Genomic DNA, 25,905 nt, shown 5'->3' on the forward strand with positions numbered 1-25,905 from the left:
ACAGCGGCAAAATTTTTTGCCGCTGTACAATGACTCGTCAAATTAATCCAAGCATCTGTAATTCCTCTGGTGTGAAGGCTCTCGATCTTGTTAAGAAACGCTTTCCTTCAACACCCTCTAATGAGAACATCCCACCTCTACCTTCAACTACATCCAGGATGATTTGAGTATGCTTCCAATAATCATATTGATTTTTATGCATATAGAATGGAGCTCCACCTATCTCGCCCAGACATATATCCTGATCACCTAATAGCAAGTCCCCCTCTGGATAACACATAGGTGAAGAACCATCACAGCATCCGCCTGATTGATGAAACATAACAGGCCCATGTTTCTCTTTTAATAGCTCGATGAGTGCCAGCGCTTCCGCCGTGGCTAATACACGTTCGATCACGCCCATGCACCTCCCTATGGTTTAGAAGAAACCAAGTTTATTTTCGCTATAGCTCACTAATAAATTTTTCGTTTGTTGGTAATGAGATAGCATCATTTTATGATTTTCACGACCAACGCCTGACATTTTGTAGCCACCGAAGGCTGCATGTGCAGGATAAGCATGGTAGCAGTTTGTCCAAACACGACCTGCTTCTATTTCACGACCAAAGCGATATGCTGTATTAATATCTCTTGTCCAAACACCTGAACCTAGACCATATAGTGTGTCATTCGCAATTTCTAATGCCTCTTCTTTCGTTTTGAACGTAGTAACAGCTACAACAGGACCAAAAATTTCTTCTTGGAAAATACGCATTTTATTATGTCCTTTAAAGACAGTTGGTTTAACATAGTAGCCATTTTCAAAGCCTTCTCCTACATTATTTTTCTCCCCACCGATTAGACACTCTGCACCTTCTTGTTTACCGATATCTAAATAAGAAAGGATTTTTTCCATTTGCTCGCTTGAAGCCTGAGCACCCATCATTGTGTTTGGATCCAGTGGATTACCAACTTTAATAGCTTCTACTCGTTGTAGTACACGTTCCATAAATTCATCATAAATAGATTCCTGTATAATTGCACGTGAAGGACATGTACATACTTCCCCTTGGTTCAGAGCAAATAATACGAAGCCTTCGACTGCTTTATCTAAAAATGCATCGTCTTTATCCATAATATCCTCAAAGAAGATATTAGGTGACTTACCACCTAGCTCTAATGTAACTGGGATTAGGTTTTGAGACGCGTATTGCATAATCAAACGGCCCGTTGTCGTCTCACCAGTGAAGGCAATCTTACCGATACGTGGGTTAGATGCTAGCGGTTTCCCCGCCTCTAAACCAAAACCATTCACAATATTAATGACACCTGGTGGTAATAAATCTTCTATTAATTCCACAAGCACCATAATGGATGCTGGTGTTTGTTCTGCAGGTTTTAATACGACACAGTTTCCAGCAGCTAGTGCTGGTGCAAGCTTCCATACAGCCATTAATAACGGGAAGTTCCAAGGTATGATTTGACCCACTACCCCAATTGGCTCATGAAAATGATAAGCAACGGTATCGTTATCGATTTGGCTTACAGAGCCTTCTTGAGCACGTAAAGCTCCAGCAAAATAACGGAAATGATCAATGGCAAGAGGGATATCTGCATTTAAAGTTTCACGTACCGCCTTACCGTTATCCCATGTTTCGGCAACGGCTAGCTTTTCTAAATTTTGCTCGATACGGTCCGCAATTTTAAGTAAAATGTTTGCACGTTCTGTTGGTGAAGTTTTCCCCCACGCATCTTTAGCAGCATGTGCTGCATCAAGTGCCAGTTCAATATCCTCAGCTGTGGAACGCGCTATTTGTGTAAAAACTTGTCCAGTAACAGGAGTGACATTATCAAAGTATTGACCCTTCACTGGGGGTGTCCATTCGCCACCAATATAATTATCATATTTCTGCTTGAATTGAACTACCGATCCTTCAGTGTTTGGAAATGCATAAACCATTTTACTTCTCCCCTTTACACAATTTAATGAGACTACCTACAAAAAACATCATTTTATAGCGAAATAACAATATTTTCATAGAAATCCTCTCACTTAATATATTGTCAGAAACGAATAATAATTTCAACTTTTCCAAAAAAATTCAAGGTAATTTATTTTTACTAGAAAAGTATATAGAATTCACGATTTGTATAACGTTAAGGTATACTTAAAAATAATATTAGATTTAGGAGAACAATATGCGTATTAATAAATATTTAAGTGAAACAGGCATTATATCTCGTCGCGGCGCTGATAAGTGGATAGCCGAAGGAAAAGTAACAATTAATGGAGAACCTGCGACAGTTGGAAGTCAGGTGCAGGATGGTGACATTGTTTGCATTGACGGAAAAGAGGTAAAAAAAGAACAACAGCTAGTCTATATAGCTCTAAATAAGCCGGTCGGCATTACAAGTACAACCGAACGTCATATAAAAGGGAATGTCGTTGATTTTGTAAATCATCCTTTACGTATTTTTCATATTGGACGTCTTGATAAGGAATCAGAGGGACTATTGTTATTAACCAATGATGGCGACATCGTCAATAAAATTCTACGCGCTGAAAACCACCATGAAAAAGAATATATTGTTCAAGTTGATAAACCTATAACTGAGCAATTTATTAACAAGATGAGCGCGGGCGTAGATATTCTAGATACAACCACATTACCTTGTTATGTTGAAAAGATATCAGACAAAGTTTTTAAAATCATTTTGGAGCAAGGCTTAAATCGTCAAATACGCCGAATGTGTTCAGCTCTTGGCTACTCTGTAAAGCGTCTACAGCGTATTCGTATTATGAATATTAAGCTTGGAAATTTAAAAGTAGGCCAATGGCGTGATTTAACGGATAAAGAACAGACGGAGCTCTTCAAGCTACTGAATTACACACCAAAATAAATATTAGAGGAGGGCGAGGACTATGATTTCCATTCAAAGCACAGAGCAGTTAACAGGAGTACAAATTTGTGGAGACTTCTGGGATTTAGATGAGCTTACTAAAGCTATTTACAAAGTAACTGGTGATGCCAATAAATACTATGATTATCAAGGTCCTCGACTCCGTATTTTAAGCGTTTGCTATAAACTGAGACATGCCATACTTGGGGAACACCAGATAGAGTTAGTAAGTAACGGCCTTAACAAGAACACCCTTATACAACATGAACTGATTTTCCCGACTAAAAACATCTATTTTGCCACAGACATTCTTTGGCCCGAAATTATTTTTAGTGCCATCGCTTTAAACGATTTCATTCATCTACACTTGAAATTAAACAAAGCATCTATTTGGAATCATGAGATAGCGACAATTCGTAAATTTCAAGCAGCTATTGCAGATTGTTTAGAACAGGAAGTTAAAGAAGAGGACTATGTAGTATTTTTAACTATGCTGCAGGCAAAAGGCCCATTAACCTTCCTTTTCGCCACACAGTATGTAGATGTTCTGAATCTAAAATACATCCAATTAAATAAAGAGGAACGTAAAGCTCAGCTTGCTGCATTTGCATTACGCCTACTTGTAGAGGATCATGAATATGTAGCACTCAAATCACATCTAATGCAAGCAGCCATTGCCACTAAACAACCTTTACACGCCATACAAATGCAGCTCAGCTATCCGGAAGAAATCTTATGGTAAATATACACAAAGCCGTCTCACAATGAATGAGACGGCTTATTTTCTATTTAATGGTTGGATAAGCCATTTTTCGAATTACTGCCTCGTGCTGAGGGTAATCTGCTAATAGCTCTTCCTGTGTAAACAATTCGAAATCCTCAAAGTCAAAGCCTGGGGCAACCATACATCCTACTAAACTAAACGTATCTACTTCCTCCACAGATGATCCAAAAATTGTATTTTTAGGCACCGCAATTTGTGGGATCTCTCCTGCTTCTACGTTCAAGCCAAGCTTCTTCGCTTCATATGTTCCATCTGGAAAAATCATATGGACTGTGAGTGGACTACCGGCATGGTAATACCATAGCTCATCTGACTGCAAGCGATGTAGATGTGAAATGTCTTGTGAGCGAAGTAAGAAATAAATACTCGTATAAATAGGTCTCTGAACATCTCTTACTGCAATATTCTCCTCAGCCCGAAATGAAGAAATATAATAGCCCCCTTCAGGATGTTCGGCTAAATTTAATTGTTTAATAAAATATGGTGCTGAATAATTCAAAAAGCATCACTCCTTTTTTCCACCTTACCAAAAATGAATAGTAAAATGCTACCTTCGATTATTTAATAGGGAGAACATTGAAAAGGGCCCCTCATTGTTGAGACGCCCTCCCCATTATAAACCACCCAAATAAGCAGCCTTTACTTGTTCACTTTCTTGAAGCTCTTTGGCTGAACCAGATAAAACAATGCGTCCTGTTTCGAGCACATACGCACGGTTAGCGACAGACAGTGCCATATTGGCATTCTGCTCAACAAGCAATACTGTTGTCCCCTCTTTATTCACCTGTTCAATAATATTGAAAATATTCTTTACCATTAGCGGTGCGAGCCCCATTGAAGGCTCATCCATTAATAGCAATTTGGGCTTTGCCATTAAAGCACGACCCATTGCAAGCATCTGCTGCTCCCCACCAGATAATGTTCCTGATAGCTGTTTGCGACGCTCCATTAGTCTAGGGAATAATTCGAAAACATGGTCCATATCTTTTTTTATTCCTGCTTTGTCATTACGCAAATAGGCACCAAGCTCTAAGTTTTCTTCTACGGACATATTGGCAAAAACACGACGTCCTTCTGGAACGTGGGAAATCCCCGATTTAACAATGGTTTGGGCTGCTTTCCCTGCAATAGAGAAGCCTTCGTATTCAATGATGCCACCTTTTGGCTTTAATAAACCTGACAATGTTTTTAACAATGTACTTTTCCCAGCACCATTTGCACCGATTAGTGTTACAATTTCACCCTCGTTTACTTCTAAAGAGAGGCCCTTTAATGCTTGAATGTTGCCATAATAAACATCTATATTTTGTACTTTTAGCATTAGCCGATAACCTCCTCACCAAGGTACGCTTCTATTACCTTTGGATTGTTGCGAATTTCTTCTGGTGTCCCGTGAGCAATTAATTGTCCATGATCAAGTACATAAATGCGCTCACATATACCCATTACTAAGCTCATATCGTGCTCAATCAGTAATATGGTTAAGCCAAACTCCTTACGAATAAACGCAATTAATTCCATAAGATCATGCGTTTCCTGCGGATTCATCCCGGCAGCTGGTTCATCCAATAATAAGAGCTTTGGATTTGCCGCTAATGCTCGGGCAATCTCTAATCTCCTCTGCATTCCATATGGTAAATTTTTAGCCAACTCATTCATATAGACATCTAAACCAAAGATTTTTAAAAACTCTATGGATTGAAGCTCCATTTCTGCCTCGCCCTTAAAATGAGTTGGTAAGCGAAAAATTGATGACCACATCGAATGCTTAGCAAGCGAATGATTGGCTACTTTAACATTGTCTAGAACAGATAGTTCTTTAAAGAGACGAATATTTTGGAATGTACGGCTTATTCCCTTTTGCGTTACTTGGTAAGGTGCAAGCCCGTTTAATTTCTGTCCGCCAAATGTAATGGTCCCCTCTGTTGGTGTATATACCCCTGTCAACATATTAAAGCTAGTCGTTTTCCCAGCACCATTAGGTCCGATTAATCCCACTAGTTCACCTTGATTGAGGTACATATTAACACCTTGTACGGCCTTTAAACCACCGAATTGAATCCCCATATTTTCCACATTAATAAGAAGGTTTTCAGCCATTATTTTGTACCTCCTTTTTTCCCAAACTTAAATAAATCCGTAATTTCTTTTGTCCCCATTAATCCGGTTGGACGGTAAAGCATCACGATAATTAATACTAAACTGTAAATAATCATACGAGTTTCAGGGAAGTTTGCTAGATACGTCGATACGATTGTTAAGAATACCGCAGCAATTACAGAACCTGAAAGACTTCCTAAGCCCCCAAGTACAACGTAAATTAATATATCAAATGATTTTAAGAAACCGAAAGTCGTCGGTTGAATAATGTAAAAGTTATGGGCAAAAATTGCACCTGCTAGCCCTGCAAAGAAAGATCCAATTGCGAACGCAACAACCTTATAGTAAGTTGTATTGATTCCCATAGCATCTGCTGCAATCTCATCTTCGCGAATAGAAATACATGCACGACCATGACGTGAATTTGTAAAGTTTGAGATTACAAGAATGGTTAATACTACGCCAAAGAATGCATACGTCCAGTTAGATAAATATTTAACTTGCATCCCTGCTGCACCGCCAACATAATCCGTATTTAAGAAAATAATACGAATAATCTCCGCAAATCCTAATGTTGCAATTGCTAGATAATCCCCTTTTAAACGAAGTGTTGGAATACCTACAATAAGACCTGCAACAGCTGCTGCAACTGCCCCTAATAAGATCGCCAATGGGAATGGCAACATGAGCTTTGTCGTAATAATGGCTGATACATACGCACCAACGGCTAGGAACCCAGCATGCCCAATCGAGAATTGACCAGTAACACCAATAACAATATGCAAACTGACAGCCAGCATAATATTAATACACATCGTAATCAGCATATTTTTATAGTACATATCAATGACTTCGGTCATAATCAATAATTGCACAACTGCATAGATGACTAGCGCTAATACGGCATAGCCCCAGAAAACTTTAGACTTTTTCATATAACCGCTCACCTACACTTTCTCACGGGCATTTTTACCAAAGATACCCGATGGTCTGAATATTAAGATCAAAATTAAAATAACGAATGCTGCTGCATCTCTCCATAAAGAGAAGCCAAGAGCACTTACCAAGGATTCCACAACGCCTAATAACATACCACCAACCATAGCGCCAGGAATGATACCAATCCCGCCAAGAACAGCCGCAATAAATGCTTTAACCCCTGGTATAACACCCATTAACGGGTCAATCTTCGTATAATAAACACCGAAGATAACACCGGCTGCGCCAGCTAAAGCGGAACCGATGGCAAATGTTGCCGAGATTGTATTATCAACGTTAATCCCCATTAAGCGTGCTGCATCCGCATCATGAGAAACGGCACGCATTGCTTTCCCGATTTTTGTTTTATGTACGATGAATTGTAAAAGAATCATCAGTACAACAGCAACTGATAAAATTAAAATGGATGTACTACTAATTTGCACGCCCAAAATGTCAAAAGATTTATTTTTGAAAACTTCAGGATATGCTGCTGGTTGAGCGCCTCTGAAGAAAATTGTTGTATATTCAATTAATAAAGATACGCCAATCGCTGTAATTAATGCCGCGATACGTGTTGCATTTCGTAAACGTTTATAGGCAATCCGTTCAATTAAAACACCAAAGATTGCACAAATGAGCATCGCCAATAATAATGCTGGGAAAAAGCCAAGCTCCCATTTAGCAATTGCGTAAAAGCCAATAAATGAACCAATCATGAAAACGTCACCATGAGCAAAGTTAATCAGCTTGATAATACCGTATACCATCGTATACCCTAGCGCTATTAACGCGTAGATACTTCCTAGTGAAATACCATTCACAAGTTGCTGTATCCATTCCATACGCTTTCACTCCTTTGAATTTTCTGAAAAATGAGAAATCTGTACATGCATCGATACTAAAAAGTTATGTTTTATACGGCTATTGTAGTTATATAAAAAAGAAAAAAGGAAGGCGTGTTTACCCGCCTCCCCCTTGCTGCTTACAAAACATTAAGGATTAACTTTAGAGTTGAACACTTGTTTACCGTCTTTAAATTCAAGAACTGTTGCTGTTTTAATTGGGTTATGGTTTTCGTCAACTGAGAAAGTACCTGTTACTAAAGAAAGATCCTTTGTTGCAGCTAATTCATTTTTAATAGCTTCCCCATCCGTAGAGCCTGCACGCTTAATTGCATCAGCAATATAGTAAATAGAGTCATACCCAAGTGCGTTGAACGCATCAGGTGCCTTATCACCATTTGCCGCTTTAAATGCCTTTACAAAGTCTTGAATTTTTTTATCTGGATCTTCCGCAGAATAGTGGTTAGTAATGTACGTATTATTTAATGCATCTTTCCCAGCTAGATCCACTAAAGTTGGTGAATCCCAACCATCAGCACCCATTAAAGGTACATCAATACCCATTTCACGGGCTTGTTTAACAATCAAACCAACCTCTTCATAGTATCCAGGGATAAAGATAAAGTCTGGATTCGCTGCTTTAATATTTGTTAATTGTGTACGGAAGTCTGTATCCTTCGCTACATAAGCTTCTTCCTTCACAATTTTTCCACCACTCTTAGTCATCGTTTCTTTAAAGGACTTTGCTAAACCCTTTGCATAATCAGATGCGTTGTCTGCAAAAATAGCTACATTTTTCGCACTTAGCTCACCTGAAGCAAAGTTAGCTGCCACAATCCCTTGGAAGGGGTCAATAAAGCATGTACGGAATGCATATTCGTTAACGCTGCCATCCTCGTTTACTGTAATATTTGGGGCAGTTCCAGAGCCCGTAACAATCGGGATTTTATTTTGATTAGCAATTTGAACCGTTGCTACTGTATTCCCAGAAGTTGCAGGTGCTAGCATTGCTACTACTTTATCTTGCGTTGCTAGTTTAATAGCTGCGGCTGTGGCCTCAGAGTTTTCTGATTTATTATCTACTTTAATCAGTTCTATCTTCTTACCATCAATACCACCCGCATCATTAATTTCTTTTACAGCCAATTCTGCGCCCAGACCGATTGAAGAACCGTAAGATGCTACATTTCCTGAAAGCTCTAAGTTTGCACCAATTTTAATTGTATCGCCATCAGATGAGCCACCGCCTGATGATGAGCCACCACCTGAACTTGAGTCGTCTCCGTTACCACAACCAGCAAGTACACCAGCAAGTAATGAAGATGCTACTAAAAGTGAACCGAACTTCTTAAGCTTTTTACTCTCTTTCATAATTAAATTCCCCCTGAAAATTTCTAAAATATTAGATATTTCTGATAATTATAAACAAATACATTCATTTCCTCAATAGCAAAAATAATTATTTATAACTAGCTAAAATGACAGAACAATATTATTCATTTATGACTTTTACATTGTAAAACATTCTTTATATTTAGTCTAGAGTGATTTTTCAGTATAATTAGTTATTTGCGAATTATCTTTTAATTCAAGCCATCGTGTAGTACAAAACTATCATATGCTATCATTTTTTTAAGATAAGAATTAATCCGAACATATTTGTTATTTTTAGTTTTTGATAAATTATTTCCCTGAAAATAAGTCTGTAAAAACAGGAAAAAGCATAGAGACGGTTGCCCATCACTCTATGCTTTCTTTAATTCGAACACACAAAGACGTTCATTAATATTTGTTTCATTTTCTAAATGCACTTCATGAAGCAATTCAAATGGTGTTCCCTGATGTAAAAACTGTAAATAATCATAGGGTGGATAGTATAAAATGATATGAATATCTCGCATTCGTTGCTCATAGGATTGCCAAATGTTCTGAATAACTGTGCGGAAAATGTGAATAGAAAAGGGATTAAAAAAGAAAAATACATTATCACGCGGCTTTATTTCATACGCCTCTGCTATCGTATGAAGAAATGTAACGGGTGCATGTGAACGATTTTTTTGAAGATAGCTTCGTTTATTATCTTCTGCCTCTGCATAAAATCCAGCATCCATCTCTATTCCGATCGTTGGAATATGGAATTGATGATGAACATAAATGGGTACCCTTCCTTTTCCACAGCCCATATCAATAAACACTGGGTTGTCAGGCATTTCGTATATAGCAAATAATTGTTCAAGCCCATTGTAAGGTGTTGGTTCATAACGATGATAGTGGGCAAGCTTTGGGAAACCATATTGTTCTCCCACGGTCTTAATATGCAAATATTTATCAAACTGTTGTTCATTCATATGAAAGGACTCCTAAGAACAGAATGCTTTATTTTAGCACGAGAAAAAGCAAAACCCATACCCAAAAGTTTGGATATGGTCATTTTTTTAACGGCCTCTCCATTTAAATCTATACCCATAGGCACTCAATCTTATCGGGGCGTTGCATAGGCCCGCCACTTAGACCTCCCATTGATCCATTGGCTTCTTTGTTAAACGGTCTTGTGTTACACCATAGCCGACCTTTTTTAAATAAACGTTTAACACCTGGCTAATTGCATATTCGTCTTCTATTACTAATATATGCACCATTTTTGTTCACCTCGATACTACTAGCTCTTATAATTAGTATAGCACCGGATTATGTCAGTTAAATGTCAGCATCTATGAAGAAGTTTACTTACGATGAAAATATAAAGAGGACTTCTATTGACAATGTCTTCCTAAGCCACTTATCATTGATTGCGAATGATAATCAGTGATAATTCATTCAAAAACCTAGTAAATGAAAATAAGGGGGGAAAAGCATGATTATTGTTACAAATCGCATTCAAGTGAAACCAGGTTTTGCAGCAAGAATGGCTCCAAACTTTACAAAACCAGGTCCTTTACAACAATTTGAAGGCTTCCATAAAGTAGAGGTATTAATTTCAACGGATGATCCTACTTATGACGAAATGAGTGTTAATATGTATTGGGAATCCAAGGAGCATTTCCAGGCATGGCGCAATAGCGATGCCTTTGCTGCAGCCCATCACCGTCCAAGTTCAGGCTCTGAAGGGGAAAAAACGGATAGCCCGATTATCGGCAGCAAAATAGTAGTTGCTGAATTAGCATCTTCCATTGAAGCTTTACGTTCATAATCACACTAAATATTTATACATGATCTTCTGATTCTATCTAAAAAGCCCTGCATGCTGACATACGATGCAGGGTCTTTTTCATGAAGATAGTTTGTACAACATCCTTTAAAAATGGATTAGTTATATGGCAGTGCAATATTTTTCAACATCATAATAAGAAAATAACAAGTATATAGCCTAATATAGATAGACAAACTGAGCCAATTAAACCAGCAACAAATGCCTTTACTCCAAGCTCCTTAAAGGTTTTAATCTCAACATTTAATCCAAGACCAGCCATCGCCATAGCAATTAAGATATAAGCAATATTTACAAGGGCTTGCGCCACATTAGCTGGTATAATACCTAATGAATTAATTGCACTCATTGCTAAGAATCCTAATATAAACCAAGGTATGATTGACAATGAAAATGTTTTTGTCTCTTCTCCTTTAGCCGTTCTTCGATAGAAAATGCCGATTATAATGGCAACTGGAACTAGCAGTGCGACACGAGTTAACTTTACAATGACCGCTATATCAATAGCTTCATTTCCACCAGCAGATGCCGCAGCAATAACATGAGCTATTTCATGTAAGGTACCTCCCGCGAAAATGCCATACTCTGTTGGCGTTAAGTTCATAACAGAATAAAGTACTGTATAAACAAGTGTAAATACGGTTCCCAATAGCGCAACAATGGCTGCCCCCACAGCAGTTTCTTTTTCATTTGCTTTAATTTGAGGTGCGATTGCCACGACAGCTGCAGCTCCACAAATGGCAGTGCCGCAAGCCGTTAGTATCCCTAGCTTTTGATCTACGTGAAATATTTTTGTTAGACCATACACTACGATTAATGCAAATAATAAATTAATGACTGCAATGAAAAAAACATTTGCTCCAGCGTGATAAATATCAGCTAAATTTAAACGCATCCCCAATAAAATAATGCCGAATCGTAATAGCTTCTTACTGGAAAATGCAATTCCCACTTGCCAGGAATCCTGTACTTTAAATGCTGCTCGCCAAGCCATCCCTAATATAATAGCAATGACCAATTGTCCTAATATTGAAAAGAAAGGAAAAGTAGCAATATATTTAGCAACTAAGGCAAGAAGGAGTGTTAGTAATATTCCCTTCAGAAAGTTTGATTGAAGTGCGTATTTCCCTTTGTTCTGTCCATTAACCATGATGTTCACTTCTTTCTCCTTTGTTGAGTACTACTTTATTAAAAAGTCCACTATTAGTAAAATACATATATATAATTGTTACTATTAAAATTTCTAATTTTAGAGGTGTAGATATGCAATATGAGGCTTTAAAAACGTTCATCACACTAGTAGAGGTCAATAATTTTACAAAAGCATCAGAAATACTTCATATTTCACAGCCAAGTGTCAGCTTACACATTAAAAACCTTGAGCAGGAATTACAAACTACTTTATTTATTCGATCGCCAAAATCTGTACAAATTACACCAACTGGTGAAATTCTCTATAAACGGGCTAAGCAGATTATGGCGATAACTGAGGCTGCTAAGGAAGACATTGCAGCCTATCATCAAGAAGTACAAGGGACACTTGTCATAGGTGCCAGTTTTACTATAGGAGAATACATACTGCCTCCTATTATCGCTAGCTTGCAACAACGCTTCCCACAACTTGAGCTTCAAATTATTATTGGTAATACGAAAGAAATCATTCAATATACAAAATTATTGCAAGTTGATATTGGCCTGATAGAAGGACAGGCTCATGACAATGAACTTTTAATAAAGCCATTTATGCAGGATGAGTTATTTATTGTCAGTGCTAGCAATCATCCTCTAACAAAGCAACAGCCCATTACTGCAGACAATCTTCAACAGCAAAGCTGGGTTGCGCGTGAGGAAGGCTCTGGCACGCGTTATTATTTAGATCATTTATTTAGAGCCAATGGTTTACAGATTCAATCATTGTTAACTATTAGTAGTAATCAGGGAGTTAAAGAAAGCGTTATGCAAGGACTTGGGCTTTCCTTACTGTCTGCGTGTGTCATTGAGCGTGAGTTAAAAAATGGCGATATGGCGATTCTGACCCTTGAAGAACAGCATTTTATGCGGACATTTTCTTATCTTTGTTCGCCAACTATGAAAAATAAGCGGAATGTTGATATATTAATTGAGGTATTATCAAAAAAAGCTTAGTGACGCTTCCCGTCGCTAAGCTTTTTTGATGCTTCTTCTAGTATTAAAACGTTTATGTTCAATGATTTCGACAAATTTGGTCGCCGCTCTAGAAAGGGGTACTGTCTTTAAAAAGCACATCCCTATACTCCTGGGTGGAATATTTCCATTTAAAGATAATTCGTATAGAAGTCCTCTGTGTAGATAATCCTTCGAAAACTCCTTTGTAACACATGCGATTCCTAAATTACTACGGGCAAATTCTAATACAAGATCATGTGAACCTAACTCAAACTCAGGTTCAATATGGACCCCTCGTGATAATAAAAAATCCTCTACATATTTTCGTGAATTCGATTTTTTCTCTAGGAAAATAAGCGGGAATTTTAACAGATCCTCATAGCTTAAACTTTTAGAAGCCAGTGTCTTATATTTCTCGCCACAGACAAAAATATCTTGAATATCCGTACATACCGTTAACTGTAATGTCGAGTCCTCTATGGGAAAATTACAAAAACCAATGTCCACCTCACCCGATTTAATAAAATTGCAAATTTCAGTGGTAGTACCATTTAACATTTCCAACTTAATATTCGGGTACATCGTATGGAATGCTTCTAAATAAGGCATAAGGAAAAAACGTGAAATCGTATCTCCTACGCCAATCTTTAGTTGCCCGGTTGTTAAATTTTTAAATTCTAATAACTTTTCTTCACCCGCATCTAAAAGTCCTAAAGCCGAATTCGTATATTCAAATAGCAGACTGCCCTCTGTTGTCAAAGTTACACCCTTAGGCGTTCGATTAAAAAGACGTGTACCCAGCTCTTTTTCCAGTTGCATCATAGCTTGGCTAACAGCAGGCTGAGTCATATATAAAACCTTGGCTGCTCTTGAAAAGCTATTATTTTTAGCTACAACACTAAAAACACGGTATAAATCTAATTTCCCTATCATATAAGCACCCCTTATAGCTAGTATATGAACTATTAATTTTACTTATATCATGAGTGAGGCGTATAGTAAAATCATATGGATTTTACATCAAAGTTAAATGAGGAGAGATTAAGTTGGAACGTGTAATCGGTACAGTTGTAAGAGGTCTTCGTGGTCCTATTATTAACGAAGGCGATCATATTGAACAAATTGTTGTAGATACGGTGTTAAATGCTGCGAAAATAGAGGGTTACACTATTGAAGATCGAGATATTGTGACCGTAACTGAGTCAGTAGTAGCACGTGCACAAGGGAACTACGCAACAATTGATGATATCGCTGTGGACGTAGCAGCGAAATTCGGCAATGATACTGTAGGAGTTATTTTCCCTATTTTAAGTCGAAATCGTTTTGCTAACTGCTTACGAGGTATTGCTAAAGGCGTTAAAAAGGTTGTCTTAATGCTAAGCTACCCATCTGATGAAGTTGGCAATCATCTTGTCGATATCGATGAGTTAGATGTAAAAGGCATTAATCCTTGGACAGATACATTAAATGAAGTGGAATTCCGTGAGCATTTCGGCTTTAAAAAGCACACATTTACTGGTGTAGATTATATTGAATACTATAAAGAGTTAATTGAAGCAGAAGGGGCTACATGTGAGGTCATCTTCTCCAATAATCCAAAAACCATTTTAGACTATACAAAGAGTGTCCTAACATGTGATATTCACTCACGTTTCCGCACAAAGCGCATTTTAACAGCAAACGGTGCTGAAAAAGTTTATAGCCTTGATAATATTTTAGCTGAATCCATCAATGGTTCTGGTTTCAATGCTGAATATGGTCTACTTGGCTCTAACAAGGCTACAGAAGATAGTATTAAGTTGTTCCCACATACTTGCCAGCCGATTGTTGACGGTATCCAAGCTAAAATCAAAGAAGCTACAGGAAAAACTGTAGAAGTTATGATTTACGGAGATGGTGCATTCAAAGATCCTGTGGGTAAGATTTGGGAGTTAGCAGATCCTGTTGTTTCTCCAGCCTTCACAGCCGGATTAAACGGAACTCCTAACGAGGTTAAATTAAAATATTTAGCAGACAATGACTTTGCTGATCTTCGAGGAGAAGAGTTAAAAGCTGCTATTTCTGAATATATTCAAAATAAAGATGAAGATTTAACAGGTCAAATGGCTGCACAAGGAACAACACCTCGCCGCTTAACTGACCTTATCGGCTCCCTATCTGATTTAACATCAGGTTCAGGAGACAAAGGAACGCCTATGATTTACATTCAAGGTTATTTCGATAATTACACTAAATAATACAAAAGAACTCTCGTACTAGTGACGAGAGTTCTTTTTTGGATGGAGGATGACAGGGATCGAACCTGTAATCCCTAGATGAAAGGGATATGCAGCCTAGCAACTTCCTCATAATATACTATGGTTGATTGATTCTATGAAGTATTACATTTTTCTCATTCCTTTTCATAAATGAATGAAATTACTTTTATTTTAAACGGTTAGGTATTACTTTTTCTTGTAGCCAGTGTTCACTTGTTTGAACATGGTGAGGTCTCACAAATTTGCCCAAATTATACTGAAAATCATCATAATGAAAGGATTCGGCATTTCGAATGACATAACCCTCTTGTTCACCATCAAACATTGATTTCCCAGTAAACATTCGTTTTATTTTATTCTCGTCGAAAATCCCTCTGTATAAAACAGGCACCGTTTCAACACCTAATTTTTCCGCAAAGGCAACCGTCTCATCCCAACTTAAACAAATATTATCTTCATTCCAAATACTAAATAAATAAAAATAACTTGTTAGTGCCTGATAATATATAGAATGCTTAGCATACATATTTTCTCCACATAGTCGCCAACTATCTGGGATCTGATAAGAAAAACTAGCATGGAATGTTTTAACCCAATGTCTAGAAGGATGGTTAGCTGAATGGATGCTTCTAGCATGCATATAGTCCTTGTACAGCGTTGTTCCTTCTCCATCTAGCTTTTCAGTGACAACAACCTCTTTCCCAATAAAATGATTCACATTTTTAGCAACCTTGTCATCATGGGTATAGCCTCTGCTCCATGGTAAATGAAAGCTTCTTGGGTATTTCATTAATTTCGTCATATTTACACTCCTTTCTCTATTGTTTATTTCGCAAACTGGTCAGCCTCACGGAAAAAGTAAAGCCTTGTTAATAAATCCCCATCTAATAAATGATATATTTCACTTCCCCCTCTATCGCCACCATACTGGATTAGCATATGAAATTGAACTAAATAGACGACCTTTAATACAAAATCCACTTCAAAGCCCAATTCTAATAAAAAATGACAAACGATTTGTGCTGATACGTTTTCATGACCATAATAGCCATATAGTTGTTGCAGCGGCTTATATTTTTTACAAAATGGTTTACCAACATCATGGAATAATGCTGCTATTTGTAATGCCAGCTTATCACTTTCCGAATAGTATTCATTGATATAGGAAAAGACAAAATAAGTATGCTGACATAATAGAAATTGGTGATGTGGATTTTCTTGATTGAATTGATAAATCTCTTTAAAAAGTGGAATTACTCGAAGTGTTTGAAAAAGCTCCTCATAATTGGGCTCACGTTGAATAAGCGAAATAAATTGTTGTCGGGAAATTGCATAGGGGCTTGATTCATGTACGATATGCACTTCATCAAATCCTTCTCCCACCGTCGGAAATTCTAAATGCTTGCTCATTTTCTCCATCACCACTAACGGTACATTTCTCTTTCGTTGTTGGTTTCTAGCTACACATATGGAGTAGGGGGTGTCAAAATAATAGCATTCCTTCCTAACCGAGGTTGGCAATTTACCTAGTGCAAATATCCTCCGTTCCCGTTCAATATTGGTAGCATCTACAATGACCGTATAACCCTTTGCCACAAGGTCATTAAGACGCTCATATAGTGTACGAAAAACCTGACGTGATTTCTGTTTTGTTGCGTCACCAAATAGCTCCTGACGTATAGCATCACTCGAAAGGACAACGGCATTTTCTTTTTTTGCTAGCTGCTTCACAAATGTGCTTTTTCCACTTCCAGGTAATCCAACTGTGAAAATTACCTTCATCTCTTTTTCACCTCCCTTCAAGTTTCTATATCGTATAAGATAAACAATCCTTTAGTGCTTTTCAATACATCCTTATAAGCATTTTAAAAGGCATGAGTCATGTACTATACCGCACTCATGCCTTTTAAACAAATTATTTTTAGCTACTTTTCCCTTTATGGACATAGTGTTCGTGCAATATTTTCAAAGTAACGAACACCATACATAAGAGCTTCTTCATCAATTTTAAAACGAGGATGGTGTAATGGGTACGCATCTCCAAACTCTACGTTATGTACCCCTATAAATTGCATCGATGAAGGAACAACTTCTGAAAAATCGGCGAAATCCTCTGTTCCAAACATTGGTCCAGGTAATTCCTTCACACCTGTATCTCCAACTATTTCTCCAGCTATACGGCGGGATAATGCTGTTAATTCTTTATCATTTGTTACAGAGGGACACCCTAGCTCCCATGTAATTTCAACCTTTGCACCATGCATAGAAGCGATACTTGTAGCGATCTTTTCTAAATGTTTTCGCGCATCTACACGAATCGTAGGATCTAGTGAACGAATCGTTCCACCTAGCTCTGCTGTGTCTGCAATAATATTTAATGCCGTTCCACAATGAAATTTTGCCACCGTTAAAACAGGCGCATGTGTACTCGGTACTTTACGTGACACAATGGTTTGCAGAGCTACAACTATTTCAGAACCAATAAGTAAAGGATCTATAGCGACCTCAGGTGTAGAAGCATGGCCACCCCTACCGTAGATTTTAATTTCAAAATCATCTGCTGCTGCTGTAAATTTACCGTCTTTCATAGCAAATTGTCCTACCTCATAATCAGGGCTCACATGTAGTGCAAAGGCATAATCGACATGTTCTACAATTCCTAGGGCTACTAGTTGAGCAGCTCCTCCAGGCGTCACCTCTTCAGCATGCTGAAAAACAAAACGAATTTCTCCACAAAAATCAGTCCCACGCTCAGCCAATGCTTTTGCTGCACCAAGGAGCATCGCTGGATGGGCATCATGGCCACACGCATGCATGACTCCCGGATTGGTTGATTTAAAAAATAAATCCGTTTCTTCTTCAATCGGCAATGCATCAATATCAGCTCGTAGTAAAATGGTATGCCCCTTATTATCCTTTTTCGTACCCTTTAAAAATGCACAGACACTCGTCTCTGTTAAACGCTTCACCTCTAAATGTGGAAACGTTACTAGTTGATTATAAATATATTGGGCTGTCCCATGCTCCTGATGTGATAATTCTGGATACATATGCAAATGACGACGCCATTTAATTACTTGTTGTTTTAAATCCACTGCTTCTATCAATCTAATCACTCCTACTATATAATTTATATGATTAAAATGGTCCATAGTTTATGAGATGTGCAATAACTAATAAGATAATTGCTAAGCTTGTCTGTATAAGGAAATAAGGAAATACCCATCTGACCCATTTTGAAAATGGGATACCCGCTATTGCTAATCCTGCTAATAAAACCCCACTCGTTGGAATAACCATATTGGAAATACCATCACCAAATTGGAAAGCCAGTACAGCTGTCTGCCTAGTTACACCAATTAAGTCTGCTAAAGGTGTCATGATTGGCATTGTTAACGCCGCTTGTCCACTTCCAGAAGGCACTAAGAAATTCAAGCAGAGCTGAAGTAAAAACATCCCTACTGCATTTATAGAAGCTGGTAGAACACTTACTGCATTAGAAACAAAATGTAGAATAGTATCAATTAACCCTCCATTCGTCGTAATCACTAAAATGGTTTGGGCAAATCCGATGATTAAAGCCCCTTCTACCATATCTCGGGCGCCAGTAATAAATCCTTCAGCCATTTTATTCGGTCCAATCTTACATATAATAGACATAATAATACTGCTTAGTAGAAAAATTCCGCCAATTTCACTTATATACCATTGGAATTTTATTACCCCTACAATTAGTGCAACAAAATTACCTAGTAGTACGAATAATGCTAGTAAATGTCGTGTACTTATCTTAAAGTCCAAATCTATTTTTATACTTTCCTCCGGATTAAACTTGCCATAAATCCCTTGGGATGGATCAACTTTTACTTTTTTTGCATGTTTATATATAAAAAGGACTGTCAACATATAAAATACAACAAACACGACTATTCGATAGGACATCCCTGAATACATCGGAAGCTCGGCAATCGTTTGAGCAACACCAATGTTAAAAGGGTTTGTAATGCCCGATGTAAAGCCTGTTGCTAGTGTACCGAGCATGACAATCGCAAAACCTGTCATCGCATCCATCCCTAGCGCCATCGTTAAAGGGATAATAATGGCTATATATACAAGCGTATCCTCCGCAGAGCCAATTAATGTTCCTAAACTTGCAAATATTAATACGAGAATAGGGATTAATACGTACTCTTTCTTCCCAAACTTAGAAGCCATTACTTTAATAAACGAATCAATAGCACCAGTTTTTTGCATGATCCCTAAAGCTCCACCAAATAAAAAGACGAACAAAATAATAGGAGCCCCTTCAAGCATCCCCAAATGCACACTATTAAATATTTCTAGAAAACCAACGGGATTTGAGCTTATATATTGAAAGGACTCAGGATCAACAACCATTCTCCCATTACTCTCAACTCTTTCATACTGTCCTGCCGGTAAAATATAGGTCAATAACGACATAACCAAAATAATAATAAACATTAATACAAATGCATTAATTCCCTTTATACGTGGTTCATCTTCTTTTTTTTCTTGATGCAGGTTTACCATAACTGTCTCCCCCTACTATTTATTATTCTTTGAACCGAGACATAGACAACGTAGCAATTAAGCAAGGGTTTATACACCCATCATTTTCCGTTTAACGGAAACACGTTCCGAATAACGGAAACTTTATACACAAGAATAAAAAATAGAATACAAAATGTCAATATATTTTGATAATTCAAATAAATATATTTTGATGAATAGGAAACATAATTAATAATCATTTCTTTAAAAGGAGGAATAATTGGGGACTTATCTACATATAAAAAAGACTGCTCCACCTTTTCGTAGAGCAGTCTATGCATATCAATATTTTATCAACTTATACCATTATTGTATCACAAATTTACAAAAATTACTAGACTATACTTCTTACTGAAGTAGATGTATGATAAATTTCCTGATTCAATCACCATACCAAATCTCCTTGAGATAATTACATTGGAAGACTTTTCTATTTATTCAAAGAATCAGTGTTCAACCATTGAAAAGGAATCACAATTACCTACATCCCACCATCTATATAGGTAAGGGTTCATGCCGAACGAAAATAAAAACTATGGAAAGGAATGTGAGTAAACGTTGGAAAATCAAAATGAATGGATTGAAGAAAAGCAGCACCTTGAGCATTGTTTAACTATCATTGATGACAAAATGAAGGAATTACTGCTTAAAGAAAAAGGGTTTAAAGAAAATGCTGTCTCCATCAAAAAAACTTTCTGGAACGATGTCAGAGTCAATTTAGATACTGCTGAGGATGTTGATGAAACCTTTTTTGCCATTAAGCAACAAGTAGAGCTTCTTTCAGATTCAGAACTTGCACAGCAAAGGGCGATTCGAAATGCGAAGGTTTATGAACGTTTACAGCAGTCACCCTATTTTGCACGAATTGATTTTTTACAAAGCGAGCATTCTGAACCTCTAAAAATTTATATAGGTGTTGCCACACTTTTGGATGAGCTAGATGAAAACATCATCATTTATGACTGGCGTGCACCCATTTCTAGTATGTATTATGATTGCACACCTGGTGAGGCTTCCTACGAAACTACGACGGAAAACATTCACGGAGAGATGCTACTTAAACGGCAATTTATTATTAAAAACGGACAGCTACAATCGATGTTTAATACAGGTCTTACCATTGGTGATGACTTATTGCTTGATATCCTTGCACAAAATGCAAACGAGCATATTCGCAGTATCGTTGCAACTATTCAAGCCGAACAAAATAAAATTATTCGCCATATCCACTCACGTTACCTCATAGTAGAGGGTGTTGCAGGAAGTGGTAAAACGGCCGTTGCTCTCCAACGGGTTGCTTATTTATTATACCGATATCGTAATGAAATGACGGCAGATCAAATTCTACTGATTACACCTAATCAGCTTTTTAATCAATATGTTCACACTGTGTTACCTGATTTAGGTGAAGATAATATGCAGCAACTAACATTTATTGAGTATGCTGAAAAGCGTTTAGGTCGTCAATTCCAATTAGAATATCCTTATGAGCAACTGGAAGATCTTTTAACAGAAAAAGATGAGGCACAATATTTAACAAAATTAAATAGCATATCTTTTAAAGCCAGCCTGACTTACAAACAATTGATCGACCAATATGTAAGCTATTTATCAAACAAAGGCTTATTATTTAAAAATATTGTTTTTCGTGGGGAACGAATTATTACTGCACAGGAAATTACGGAATACTTTTATTCTTTCCCATCCTCCATGTCGATACCAAATCGCCTACAATTAGTGAAGGAATGGTTATTACAGCAATTAACCAAAATTGAAAGAACTGAACGTATGAAGGATTGGGTAGAAGAAGCTACTGAGCTATTAGACAAGGAAGACTACTCCAAGTCTTACAGTGAGCTCTTATATGAGGGACGCTATACAGAAAACTCATTTGATGATTTTGATCATGAACGCAAAAAATTAGCGAGACAAATTGTAAAAAAGCATTTTAAACCATTACGAAACTCTGTCAATCAATTAAGATTCGTCCATATATTAGGTACCTATCGTCAACTCTTTGATATGTCTAATACTCTCTATCAAGAATTTCAGCGGCTTGTGCCAGACAATTGGGAGGACATCTGCCAAAACACTCTTCCTAATTTAGCAAAACGATGGATTTCTTATGAAGATGCAGCTCCATTTTTATATTTACAGGATAAAATTGAAGGACAGCAGACAAATACGACCATTCGCCATGTATTAATTGATGAAGCACAAGATTATTCACCATTCCAACTAACTGTCTTACAGCAGTTATTCCCTAAAGCTCGTATGACCATTTTAGGCGATGGACATCAAACCATTCATCCGCATACCTTTGATAATCCTTCTCTGCTCGACCCTCAATTATATGGTGAGCATGCAGAAAAGATGATTTTAACAAAAAGCTATCGTTCGACAAAGCAAATCATTCAGCTCACGGCTAAAATTTTAAATGATGGTAGTGAAGTAGAGGCCTTTAACCGAAATGGGCTAGAACCTACGATTACAATTTTGCCAAATGAATTGGAGTTAAACCAACAGATTATCCAGAGCATTAACACGCTAGCTCATAAATTTGAAACAATTGCTGTTATTTGTAAAACCGCAGCGGAATGTTCTGCGGTTTTTGAACAATTAAGCAATCACGTTGATATTCAACTCATTACTCACAATACTAAGCAATTTAAAAAAGGGATATTATTACTCCCTGCCTATATGGCAAAGGGGATTGAATTTGATGCAGTTCTTATCTATAATGCATCCGCCGCCAACTATTCACGTGAAACAGAGCGTAATTATTTCTATACAGCCTGCACAAGAGCTATGCATGAGCTGCACATTTATTCTATTAACAAATTAACGTACTTCCTTCAATCATAGAAAGGTGTTTCATTATTGCTGAATAAACGAAGGGATTTCCATTCAGGTCTATATCTCCCGCTCTCAACCATCTCTTTGAGCATACATTGGAGCTGAGTCTGAATGGAAATTATCCTCGTTATATATAGAACGTATAGTCTTCTGGAATGACACGTTTTAAAAATCTCTTCGTCCGTTCCTCTTTCGGGCTAACAAAAATATCATGAGGGCTACCTTCCTCTACGACAACGCCTCCGTCCATGAAAATCACACGATTTGCTACATCTTTTGCAAAGCCCATTTCATGTGTCACCACAAGCATTGTTGTCCCCTCAGCTGCAATATTTTTCATGACCTGTAGGACCTCACCGACTAATTCAGGGTCAAGTGCAGACGTTGGTTCATCGAATAAAATAATATCCGGATTCAACGCTACCGCCCGTGCAATCCCTACCCGTTGTTGCTGACCTCCGGATAACTGACTTGGATATGCGTCATATTTTTCAGATAAGCCTACTTTATCAAGAGCCTTTTTGCCAATTTCTACTGCCTCTGCCTTAGGAACTTTCCGTCCAATAATTAGTCCCTCTGTGACATTTTCTAATGCTGTTTTATTCGTGAAAAGATTATAATTTTGGAAAACAAATGCTACACGCTGGCGAATTGCATGTACGTCTTTTTTCTTTACATGTTGAAAATCCACTTCAATGTCTCCAAATGTCGCATGTCCTTGATCTGCTTTCTCTAAAAAATTGATACAACGTAATAATGTTGTTTTTCCTGAGCCACTAGGACCTAGAATAACGACTACATCACCTTGATCAATAGCTAAATCTACACCCTTTAGAATTTCATTTTCACCAAATGATTTATGAATATTTTTAATTTCTAACATCCTCATTCACCCCTTAGGCATTTGCCGCTTTATATTTGCTTAAATATTTTTCATATCGCTTGAACAAGTATTCGACGGTGCTACATAAAATTAAATACACAATAAAGATATCAAGATAGGCTTCCACGTAATTGTAGCCGACATTTGCAGCAACCTTTGCCTTCAGTGTGATTTCAGGTAAAGACATTGCGTACCCTAAGGAAGTTGCTTTAATCAAATTGACTGTCGCTGTACATATATTCGGTAGCGCAACAACTAATGCTTGAGGAATAATGATTCGGGTATACGCTTGGAATGTTGTCAAACCTATTGAATATGCTGCCTCCAGTTGTCCCTTTTCAATGGTACTTAACGCAGAACGAAATACTTCTATTAATATGGCTGTTGAACTAAATGCGAACACGATAAATGCATACCAGATTGGATTGATTTTATATATATCATACGTAATATGATATTTTTCAAAAATAACTTTTAGCATAAGCGGAATACTACTATAAATAATAAAAATTTGTATAATAATAGGAGTTCCTCTCACAAAAGATACATAAATTTTTGCTATATGATGTATAACTGGAATTTTATTTATCCTTGTTAACGCCAGCAAAAATCCTAGTGGCAGAGCAATGAGCAAAGCTACAACTGTGACAAGGAGTGCGATGGGAACACCTGATAATGCAACAAAAAATGTTTCAAATAAAAATTGATAATTCATGATTACGCCTCCTTACGTTGTTTCTAAGGTCTTTTTACCCCTACCAAATACCTTTTCTAATATAGAAAATATTTTTTCAATAATAATAGATAGTACCCAATAAATAATAGCCAAGGCAATATAAATCTCTAAGGCATGAGCATTAATATTACTAGCTATAATTAAATTGGCCTTCCCCACAATATCAATTAATCCGATTGTATAGGCCAAGGCACCTTCCTGTAATAAAGCAATCATGCCATTTCCAAAGTTCGGTAATGCAACGACAAGCGCCTGTGGGAAAATGATTCTTCGGTAAGCTTGTATAGGTGTTAACCCTACACTAACAGCTGCTTCAAACTGCCCTTTTGGAATGGCTAAATAAGCCGATCTCATCACCTCTGACATAATTGCTGCAAATTGTAATGTGAATGTTACTACCACGAAAATAGCCGTTTCAATGGAATGGAGATTGAGACCAAAGTTTTCAGCTAATGCTGGTACACCATAATAAACAAGGAATAATAAAACAATGGATGGTGTACATCGCATAATTGTTGTATACAGGTTCGCTAATTTTCGTAATAGCAAAACAGAAGAGAGCTTAGCGGCTGCTAGTAATAAGCCAAATATTGTGCCTAAGACAATAGAGGACCCTGCAACTAAAAACGTGATTTTTAAAAACGGTAATAAGACGGGGATCGCGCTCCAAATATAGGTCGCGTCAAAGTATTTATCCATTTCCTCACCAACTTTTGTTTTATGAATAAAGACTGCTGAGCGTGCCAGCCTCAACAGCCTTAATAATGGTCAATATGCATTAAATTAACGATTAACAGATTCCAACACTTCAAATAAATCACGGCCATAGAATTTCGTGCTCAATTCGTTTGTTTTCTTCTGTTCTTTAATTTGAGCGATGGCTTTATCGTAGGCATCAGCAAATTCTTGTTCTTTTTTATTGAAAAGAGGCCACGTTTTAATAACAGAAAACTCATTATAGACTACTTCATCTTTCAAGTTATTATATGGTCCATCTTCTGCAAGTACTTGCTGTTTAAAAGGCCCCTCAATCATCACGCCACCATCGACGCGCCCTTCATTTACCCACTGCACAACGTCAACCGTAAATGCGTCACCAGCTTGAAGTTTTACTTTATTGTCAGGGTTGGCAGTATTATACTCATCAATAATTGTGTATTGCGCGTTATTAGCTGCAATAGGTGCCAACGAATAGCCCTTTTTCGCAAAATCAGCTAACGTCTTTATCCCTTCATCTTCTTTACGTAATACTAGTCCTGCACTACTTAATCCCAAAAATTCCTTTGGGAAAATAAATTTCTCTGTGCGTTCCTGTGTAAAGAATGCGTTTTTCACCCCAACTTGATATTTTCCTTGCTCTACACCAATTAATAAATCATCACTTGTCGTTCCTACATATTCAAATTTATAGTCAGGTAATAATTCATCTACTAATTTCATTACCTCTACGTCATAACCTGTTGGATTTCCATTATCATCTATATAACTAATAGGCTTTGAGGCCTGATCGTAGGCAACTTTGACTGTACGAACTTTGCCACCATCATCTGCATTCTTATCAGCTGATTCTCCAGAATTACAGCCCGCTAAAAGTGCGATAGAAGCTAATCCAATCATGGCAAATTGTAATATCTTATTCTTCTTCATATAACATTTCTCC

The 25,905-nt window shown here is 37.3% G+C and carries 26 protein-coding genes; 6 read left to right on the forward strand and 20 right to left on the reverse strand.

Annotated elements, in window-relative coordinates; all coding sequences use genetic code 11:
• Positions 1–37 precede the first annotated feature (37 nt).
• Both ACP3VS_RS12815 and adh read right to left on the reverse strand, forming a co-directional pair.
• The gene (locus tag ACP3VS_RS12815) at positions 38–397 is read right to left on the reverse strand and encodes a DUF779 domain-containing protein (RefSeq protein WP_031416741.1); all 360 of its coding nucleotides are present in this window, start codon (positions 395–397) and stop codon (positions 38–40) included.
• A gap of 21 nt (positions 398–418) precedes the next feature.
• The gene (gene adh, locus ACP3VS_RS12820; protein ID WP_426388855.1) at positions 419–1,939 is read right to left on the reverse strand and encodes an aldehyde dehydrogenase; all 1,521 of its coding nucleotides are present in this window, start codon (positions 1,937–1,939) and stop codon (positions 419–421) included.
• Between the two features lie 239 nt (positions 1,940–2,178).
• On the opposite strand from adh, the gene rluF reads away from it, so the two are divergent.
• Both rluF and ACP3VS_RS12830 read left to right on the forward strand, forming a co-directional pair.
• Positions 2,179–2,880 carry a 23S rRNA pseudouridine(2604) synthase RluF gene (gene rluF / locus ACP3VS_RS12825; RefSeq protein ID WP_012296108.1) on the forward strand — a complete coding sequence of 234 codons (702 nt, stop codon included), beginning with the start codon at positions 2,179–2,181 and terminating at the stop codon, positions 2,878–2,880.
• 22 nt (positions 2,881–2,902) lie between these two features.
• Positions 2,903–3,622 (forward strand): DUF6904 family protein, encoded by a 720-nt coding sequence (locus ACP3VS_RS12830; RefSeq protein WP_426388856.1) that lies wholly within the window; start codon positions 2,903–2,905, stop codon positions 3,620–3,622.
• 43 nt (positions 3,623–3,665) lie between these two features.
• Here the strand turns inward: ACP3VS_RS12830 and ACP3VS_RS12835 are convergent, their stop codons facing one another.
• From ACP3VS_RS12835 to ACP3VS_RS12870, 8 genes are all read right to left on the reverse strand, one after another.
• Positions 3,666–4,163 carry a cupin domain-containing protein gene (locus ACP3VS_RS12835; protein WP_031416742.1) on the reverse strand — a complete coding sequence of 166 codons (498 nt, stop codon included), beginning with the start codon at positions 4,161–4,163 and terminating at the stop codon, positions 3,666–3,668.
• Positions 4,164–4,277: 114 nt separating this feature from the next.
• Positions 4,278–4,985, reverse strand: coding sequence for an ABC transporter ATP-binding protein (locus tag ACP3VS_RS12840; protein ID WP_012296111.1), 708 nt, complete (start codon positions 4,983–4,985; stop codon positions 4,278–4,280).
• Entirely contained in the window at positions 4,985–5,764 is a 780-nt protein-coding gene (locus ACP3VS_RS12845) for an ABC transporter ATP-binding protein (protein WP_426388859.1), read from the reverse strand. Before ACP3VS_RS12845 ends, ACP3VS_RS12840 begins: the two co-directional genes overlap by 1 nt.
• Positions 5,764–6,699, reverse strand: coding sequence for a branched-chain amino acid ABC transporter permease (locus ACP3VS_RS12850; RefSeq protein WP_031416743.1), 936 nt, complete (start codon positions 6,697–6,699; stop codon positions 5,764–5,766). Before ACP3VS_RS12850 ends, ACP3VS_RS12845 begins: the two co-directional genes overlap by 1 nt.
• A gap of 12 nt (positions 6,700–6,711) precedes the next feature.
• Positions 6,712–7,587: a branched-chain amino acid ABC transporter permease gene (locus tag ACP3VS_RS12855; protein ID WP_012296114.1), complete on the reverse strand. Its 876-nt coding sequence runs from the start codon at positions 7,585–7,587 to the stop codon at positions 6,712–6,714.
• Between the two features lie 150 nt (positions 7,588–7,737).
• Entirely contained in the window at positions 7,738–8,958 is a 1,221-nt protein-coding gene (locus ACP3VS_RS12860) for an ABC transporter substrate-binding protein (RefSeq protein ID WP_012296115.1), read from the reverse strand.
• A gap of 374 nt (positions 8,959–9,332) precedes the next feature.
• Positions 9,333–9,935 (reverse strand): SAM-dependent methyltransferase, encoded by a 603-nt coding sequence (locus tag ACP3VS_RS12865; RefSeq protein ID WP_012296116.1) that lies wholly within the window; start codon positions 9,933–9,935, stop codon positions 9,333–9,335.
• Positions 9,936–10,094: 159 nt separating this feature from the next.
• Entirely contained in the window at positions 10,095–10,226 is a 132-nt protein-coding gene (locus tag ACP3VS_RS12870; protein ID WP_279382348.1) for a hypothetical protein, read from the reverse strand.
• Positions 10,227–10,441: 215 nt separating this feature from the next.
• On the opposite strand from ACP3VS_RS12870, the gene ACP3VS_RS12875 reads away from it, so the two are divergent.
• Positions 10,442–10,777: a heme oxygenase gene (locus ACP3VS_RS12875; protein ID WP_012296118.1), complete on the forward strand. Its 336-nt coding sequence runs from the start codon at positions 10,442–10,444 to the stop codon at positions 10,775–10,777.
• 148 nt (positions 10,778–10,925) lie between these two features.
• Here the strand turns inward: ACP3VS_RS12875 and ACP3VS_RS12880 are convergent, their stop codons facing one another.
• Complete coding sequence (locus ACP3VS_RS12880; protein WP_036217772.1) at positions 10,926–11,945, reverse strand: YeiH family protein; 1,020 nt, start codon at positions 11,943–11,945, stop codon at positions 10,926–10,928.
• 113 nt (positions 11,946–12,058) lie between these two features.
• Between ACP3VS_RS12880 and ACP3VS_RS12885 the strand changes: the two genes are divergently transcribed.
• Complete coding sequence (locus tag ACP3VS_RS12885) at positions 12,059–12,940, forward strand: LysR family transcriptional regulator (RefSeq protein ID WP_031416752.1); 882 nt, start codon at positions 12,059–12,061, stop codon at positions 12,938–12,940.
• A 15-nt stretch (positions 12,941–12,955) separates the two neighbouring features.
• Here ACP3VS_RS12885 and ACP3VS_RS12890 read toward each other — a convergent pair whose 3' ends face one another.
• Positions 12,956–13,873 carry a LysR family transcriptional regulator gene (locus ACP3VS_RS12890; RefSeq protein WP_012296121.1) on the reverse strand — a complete coding sequence of 306 codons (918 nt, stop codon included), beginning with the start codon at positions 13,871–13,873 and terminating at the stop codon, positions 12,956–12,958.
• Positions 13,874–13,986: 113 nt separating this feature from the next.
• On the opposite strand from ACP3VS_RS12890, the gene ACP3VS_RS12895 reads away from it, so the two are divergent.
• The gene (locus ACP3VS_RS12895) at positions 13,987–15,177 is read left to right on the forward strand and encodes a coenzyme F420-0:L-glutamate ligase (protein WP_012296122.1); all 1,191 of its coding nucleotides are present in this window, start codon (positions 13,987–13,989) and stop codon (positions 15,175–15,177) included.
• Positions 15,178–15,364: 187 nt separating this feature from the next.
• Here ACP3VS_RS12895 and ACP3VS_RS12900 read toward each other — a convergent pair whose 3' ends face one another.
• The 4 genes from ACP3VS_RS12900 to ACP3VS_RS12915 form a co-directional block, all read right to left on the reverse strand.
• Positions 15,365–16,000: an RNA ligase family protein gene (locus ACP3VS_RS12900; RefSeq protein WP_012296123.1), complete on the reverse strand. Its 636-nt coding sequence runs from the start codon at positions 15,998–16,000 to the stop codon at positions 15,365–15,367.
• 23 nt (positions 16,001–16,023) lie between these two features.
• Positions 16,024–16,980, reverse strand: coding sequence for an AAA family ATPase (locus ACP3VS_RS12905; RefSeq protein ID WP_207889545.1), 957 nt, complete (start codon positions 16,978–16,980; stop codon positions 16,024–16,026).
• Positions 16,981–17,135: 155 nt separating this feature from the next.
• The gene (locus ACP3VS_RS12910) at positions 17,136–18,305 is read right to left on the reverse strand and encodes a M20 metallopeptidase family protein (protein ID WP_236249583.1); all 1,170 of its coding nucleotides are present in this window, start codon (positions 18,303–18,305) and stop codon (positions 17,136–17,138) included.
• Between the two features lie 31 nt (positions 18,306–18,336).
• Complete coding sequence (locus ACP3VS_RS12915; RefSeq protein ID WP_012296126.1) at positions 18,337–19,749, reverse strand: YfcC family protein; 1,413 nt, start codon at positions 19,747–19,749, stop codon at positions 18,337–18,339.
• A 579-nt stretch (positions 19,750–20,328) separates the two neighbouring features.
• Here ACP3VS_RS12915 and helD point away from each other — a divergent pair.
• A complete protein-coding gene (helD, locus tag ACP3VS_RS12920) occupies positions 20,329–22,635 on the forward strand; it encodes an RNA polymerase recycling motor HelD (RefSeq protein WP_012296128.1) in 2,307 nt (768 codons plus the stop codon).
• A 118-nt stretch (positions 22,636–22,753) separates the two neighbouring features.
• Here helD and ACP3VS_RS12925 read toward each other — a convergent pair whose 3' ends face one another.
• From ACP3VS_RS12925 to ACP3VS_RS12940, 4 genes are all read right to left on the reverse strand, one after another.
• Positions 22,754–23,509 carry an amino acid ABC transporter ATP-binding protein gene (locus ACP3VS_RS12925; protein WP_012296129.1) on the reverse strand — a complete coding sequence of 252 codons (756 nt, stop codon included), beginning with the start codon at positions 23,507–23,509 and terminating at the stop codon, positions 22,754–22,756.
• Positions 23,510–23,522: 13 nt separating this feature from the next.
• A complete protein-coding gene (locus ACP3VS_RS12930; RefSeq protein WP_012296130.1) occupies positions 23,523–24,224 on the reverse strand; it encodes an amino acid ABC transporter permease in 702 nt (233 codons plus the stop codon).
• Positions 24,225–24,236: 12 nt separating this feature from the next.
• The gene (locus ACP3VS_RS12935; protein WP_426388865.1) at positions 24,237–24,944 is read right to left on the reverse strand and encodes an amino acid ABC transporter permease; all 708 of its coding nucleotides are present in this window, start codon (positions 24,942–24,944) and stop codon (positions 24,237–24,239) included.
• An 84-nt stretch (positions 24,945–25,028) separates the two neighbouring features.
• A complete protein-coding gene (locus ACP3VS_RS12940) occupies positions 25,029–25,892 on the reverse strand; it encodes a transporter substrate-binding domain-containing protein (protein ID WP_012296132.1) in 864 nt (287 codons plus the stop codon).
• Between the last annotated feature and the right edge of the window lie 13 nt (positions 25,893–25,905).

The sequence above is a fragment of the Lysinibacillus sp. VIII_CA genome (assembly GCF_049943995.1).
In the GTDB taxonomy this organism is placed as follows: domain Bacteria; phylum Bacillota; class Bacilli; order Bacillales_A; family Planococcaceae; genus Lysinibacillus; species Lysinibacillus pinottii.

What these genes read in the sequence shown, in the direction of transcription:
- adh (WP_426388855.1), bottom strand. Translation starts at nt 1,939, where the DNA reads ATGGTTTATGCATTTCCAAACACTGAAGGATCGGTAGTTCAATTCAAG.
- rluF (WP_012296108.1), top strand. Translation starts at nt 2,179, where the DNA reads ATGCGTATTAATAAATATTTAAGTGAAACAGGCATTATATCTCGTCGC.
- ACP3VS_RS12830 (WP_426388856.1), top strand. Translation starts at nt 2,903, where the DNA reads ATGATTTCCATTCAAAGCACAGAGCAGTTAACAGGAGTACAAATTTGT.
- ACP3VS_RS12840 (WP_012296111.1), bottom strand. Translation starts at nt 4,985, where the DNA reads ATGCTAAAAGTACAAAATATAGATGTTTATTATGGCAACATTCAAGCA.
- ACP3VS_RS12845 (WP_426388859.1), bottom strand. Translation starts at nt 5,764, where the DNA reads ATGGCTGAAAACCTTCTTATTAATGTGGAAAATATGGGGATTCAATTC.
- ACP3VS_RS12850 (WP_031416743.1), bottom strand. Translation starts at nt 6,699, where the DNA reads ATGAAAAAGTCTAAAGTTTTCTGGGGCTATGCCGTATTAGCGCTAGTC.
- ACP3VS_RS12855 (WP_012296114.1), bottom strand. Translation starts at nt 7,587, where the DNA reads ATGGAATGGATACAGCAACTTGTGAATGGTATTTCACTAGGAAGTATC.
- ACP3VS_RS12860 (WP_012296115.1), bottom strand. Translation starts at nt 8,958, where the DNA reads ATGAAAGAGAGTAAAAAGCTTAAGAAGTTCGGTTCACTTTTAGTAGCA.
- ACP3VS_RS12865 (WP_012296116.1), bottom strand. Translation starts at nt 9,935, where the DNA reads ATGAATGAACAACAGTTTGATAAATATTTGCATATTAAGACCGTGGGA.
- ACP3VS_RS12870 (WP_279382348.1), bottom strand. Translation starts at nt 10,226, where the DNA reads ATGGTGCATATATTAGTAATAGAAGACGAATATGCAATTAGCCAGGTG.
- ACP3VS_RS12875 (WP_012296118.1), top strand. Translation starts at nt 10,442, where the DNA reads ATGATTATTGTTACAAATCGCATTCAAGTGAAACCAGGTTTTGCAGCA.
- ACP3VS_RS12880 (WP_036217772.1), bottom strand. Translation starts at nt 11,945, where the DNA reads ATGGTTAATGGACAGAACAAAGGGAAATACGCACTTCAATCAAACTTT.
- ACP3VS_RS12885 (WP_031416752.1), top strand. Translation starts at nt 12,059, where the DNA reads ATGCAATATGAGGCTTTAAAAACGTTCATCACACTAGTAGAGGTCAAT.
- ACP3VS_RS12890 (WP_012296121.1), bottom strand. Translation starts at nt 13,873, where the DNA reads ATGATAGGGAAATTAGATTTATACCGTGTTTTTAGTGTTGTAGCTAAA.
- ACP3VS_RS12900 (WP_012296123.1), bottom strand. Translation starts at nt 16,000, where the DNA reads ATGACGAAATTAATGAAATACCCAAGAAGCTTTCATTTACCATGGAGC.
- ACP3VS_RS12905 (WP_207889545.1), bottom strand. Translation starts at nt 16,980, where the DNA reads ATGAAGGTAATTTTCACAGTTGGATTACCTGGAAGTGGAAAAAGCACA.
- ACP3VS_RS12915 (WP_012296126.1), bottom strand. Translation starts at nt 19,749, where the DNA reads ATGGTAAACCTGCATCAAGAAAAAAAAGAAGATGAACCACGTATAAAG.
- ACP3VS_RS12925 (WP_012296129.1), bottom strand. Translation starts at nt 23,509, where the DNA reads ATGTTAGAAATTAAAAATATTCATAAATCATTTGGTGAAAATGAAATT.
- ACP3VS_RS12930 (WP_012296130.1), bottom strand. Translation starts at nt 24,224, where the DNA reads ATGAATTATCAATTTTTATTTGAAACATTTTTTGTTGCATTATCAGGT.
- ACP3VS_RS12935 (WP_426388865.1), bottom strand. Translation starts at nt 24,944, where the DNA reads ATGGATAAATACTTTGACGCGACCTATATTTGGAGCGCGATCCCCGTC.
- ACP3VS_RS12940 (WP_012296132.1), bottom strand. Translation starts at nt 25,892, where the DNA reads ATGAAGAAGAATAAGATATTACAATTTGCCATGATTGGATTAGCTTCT.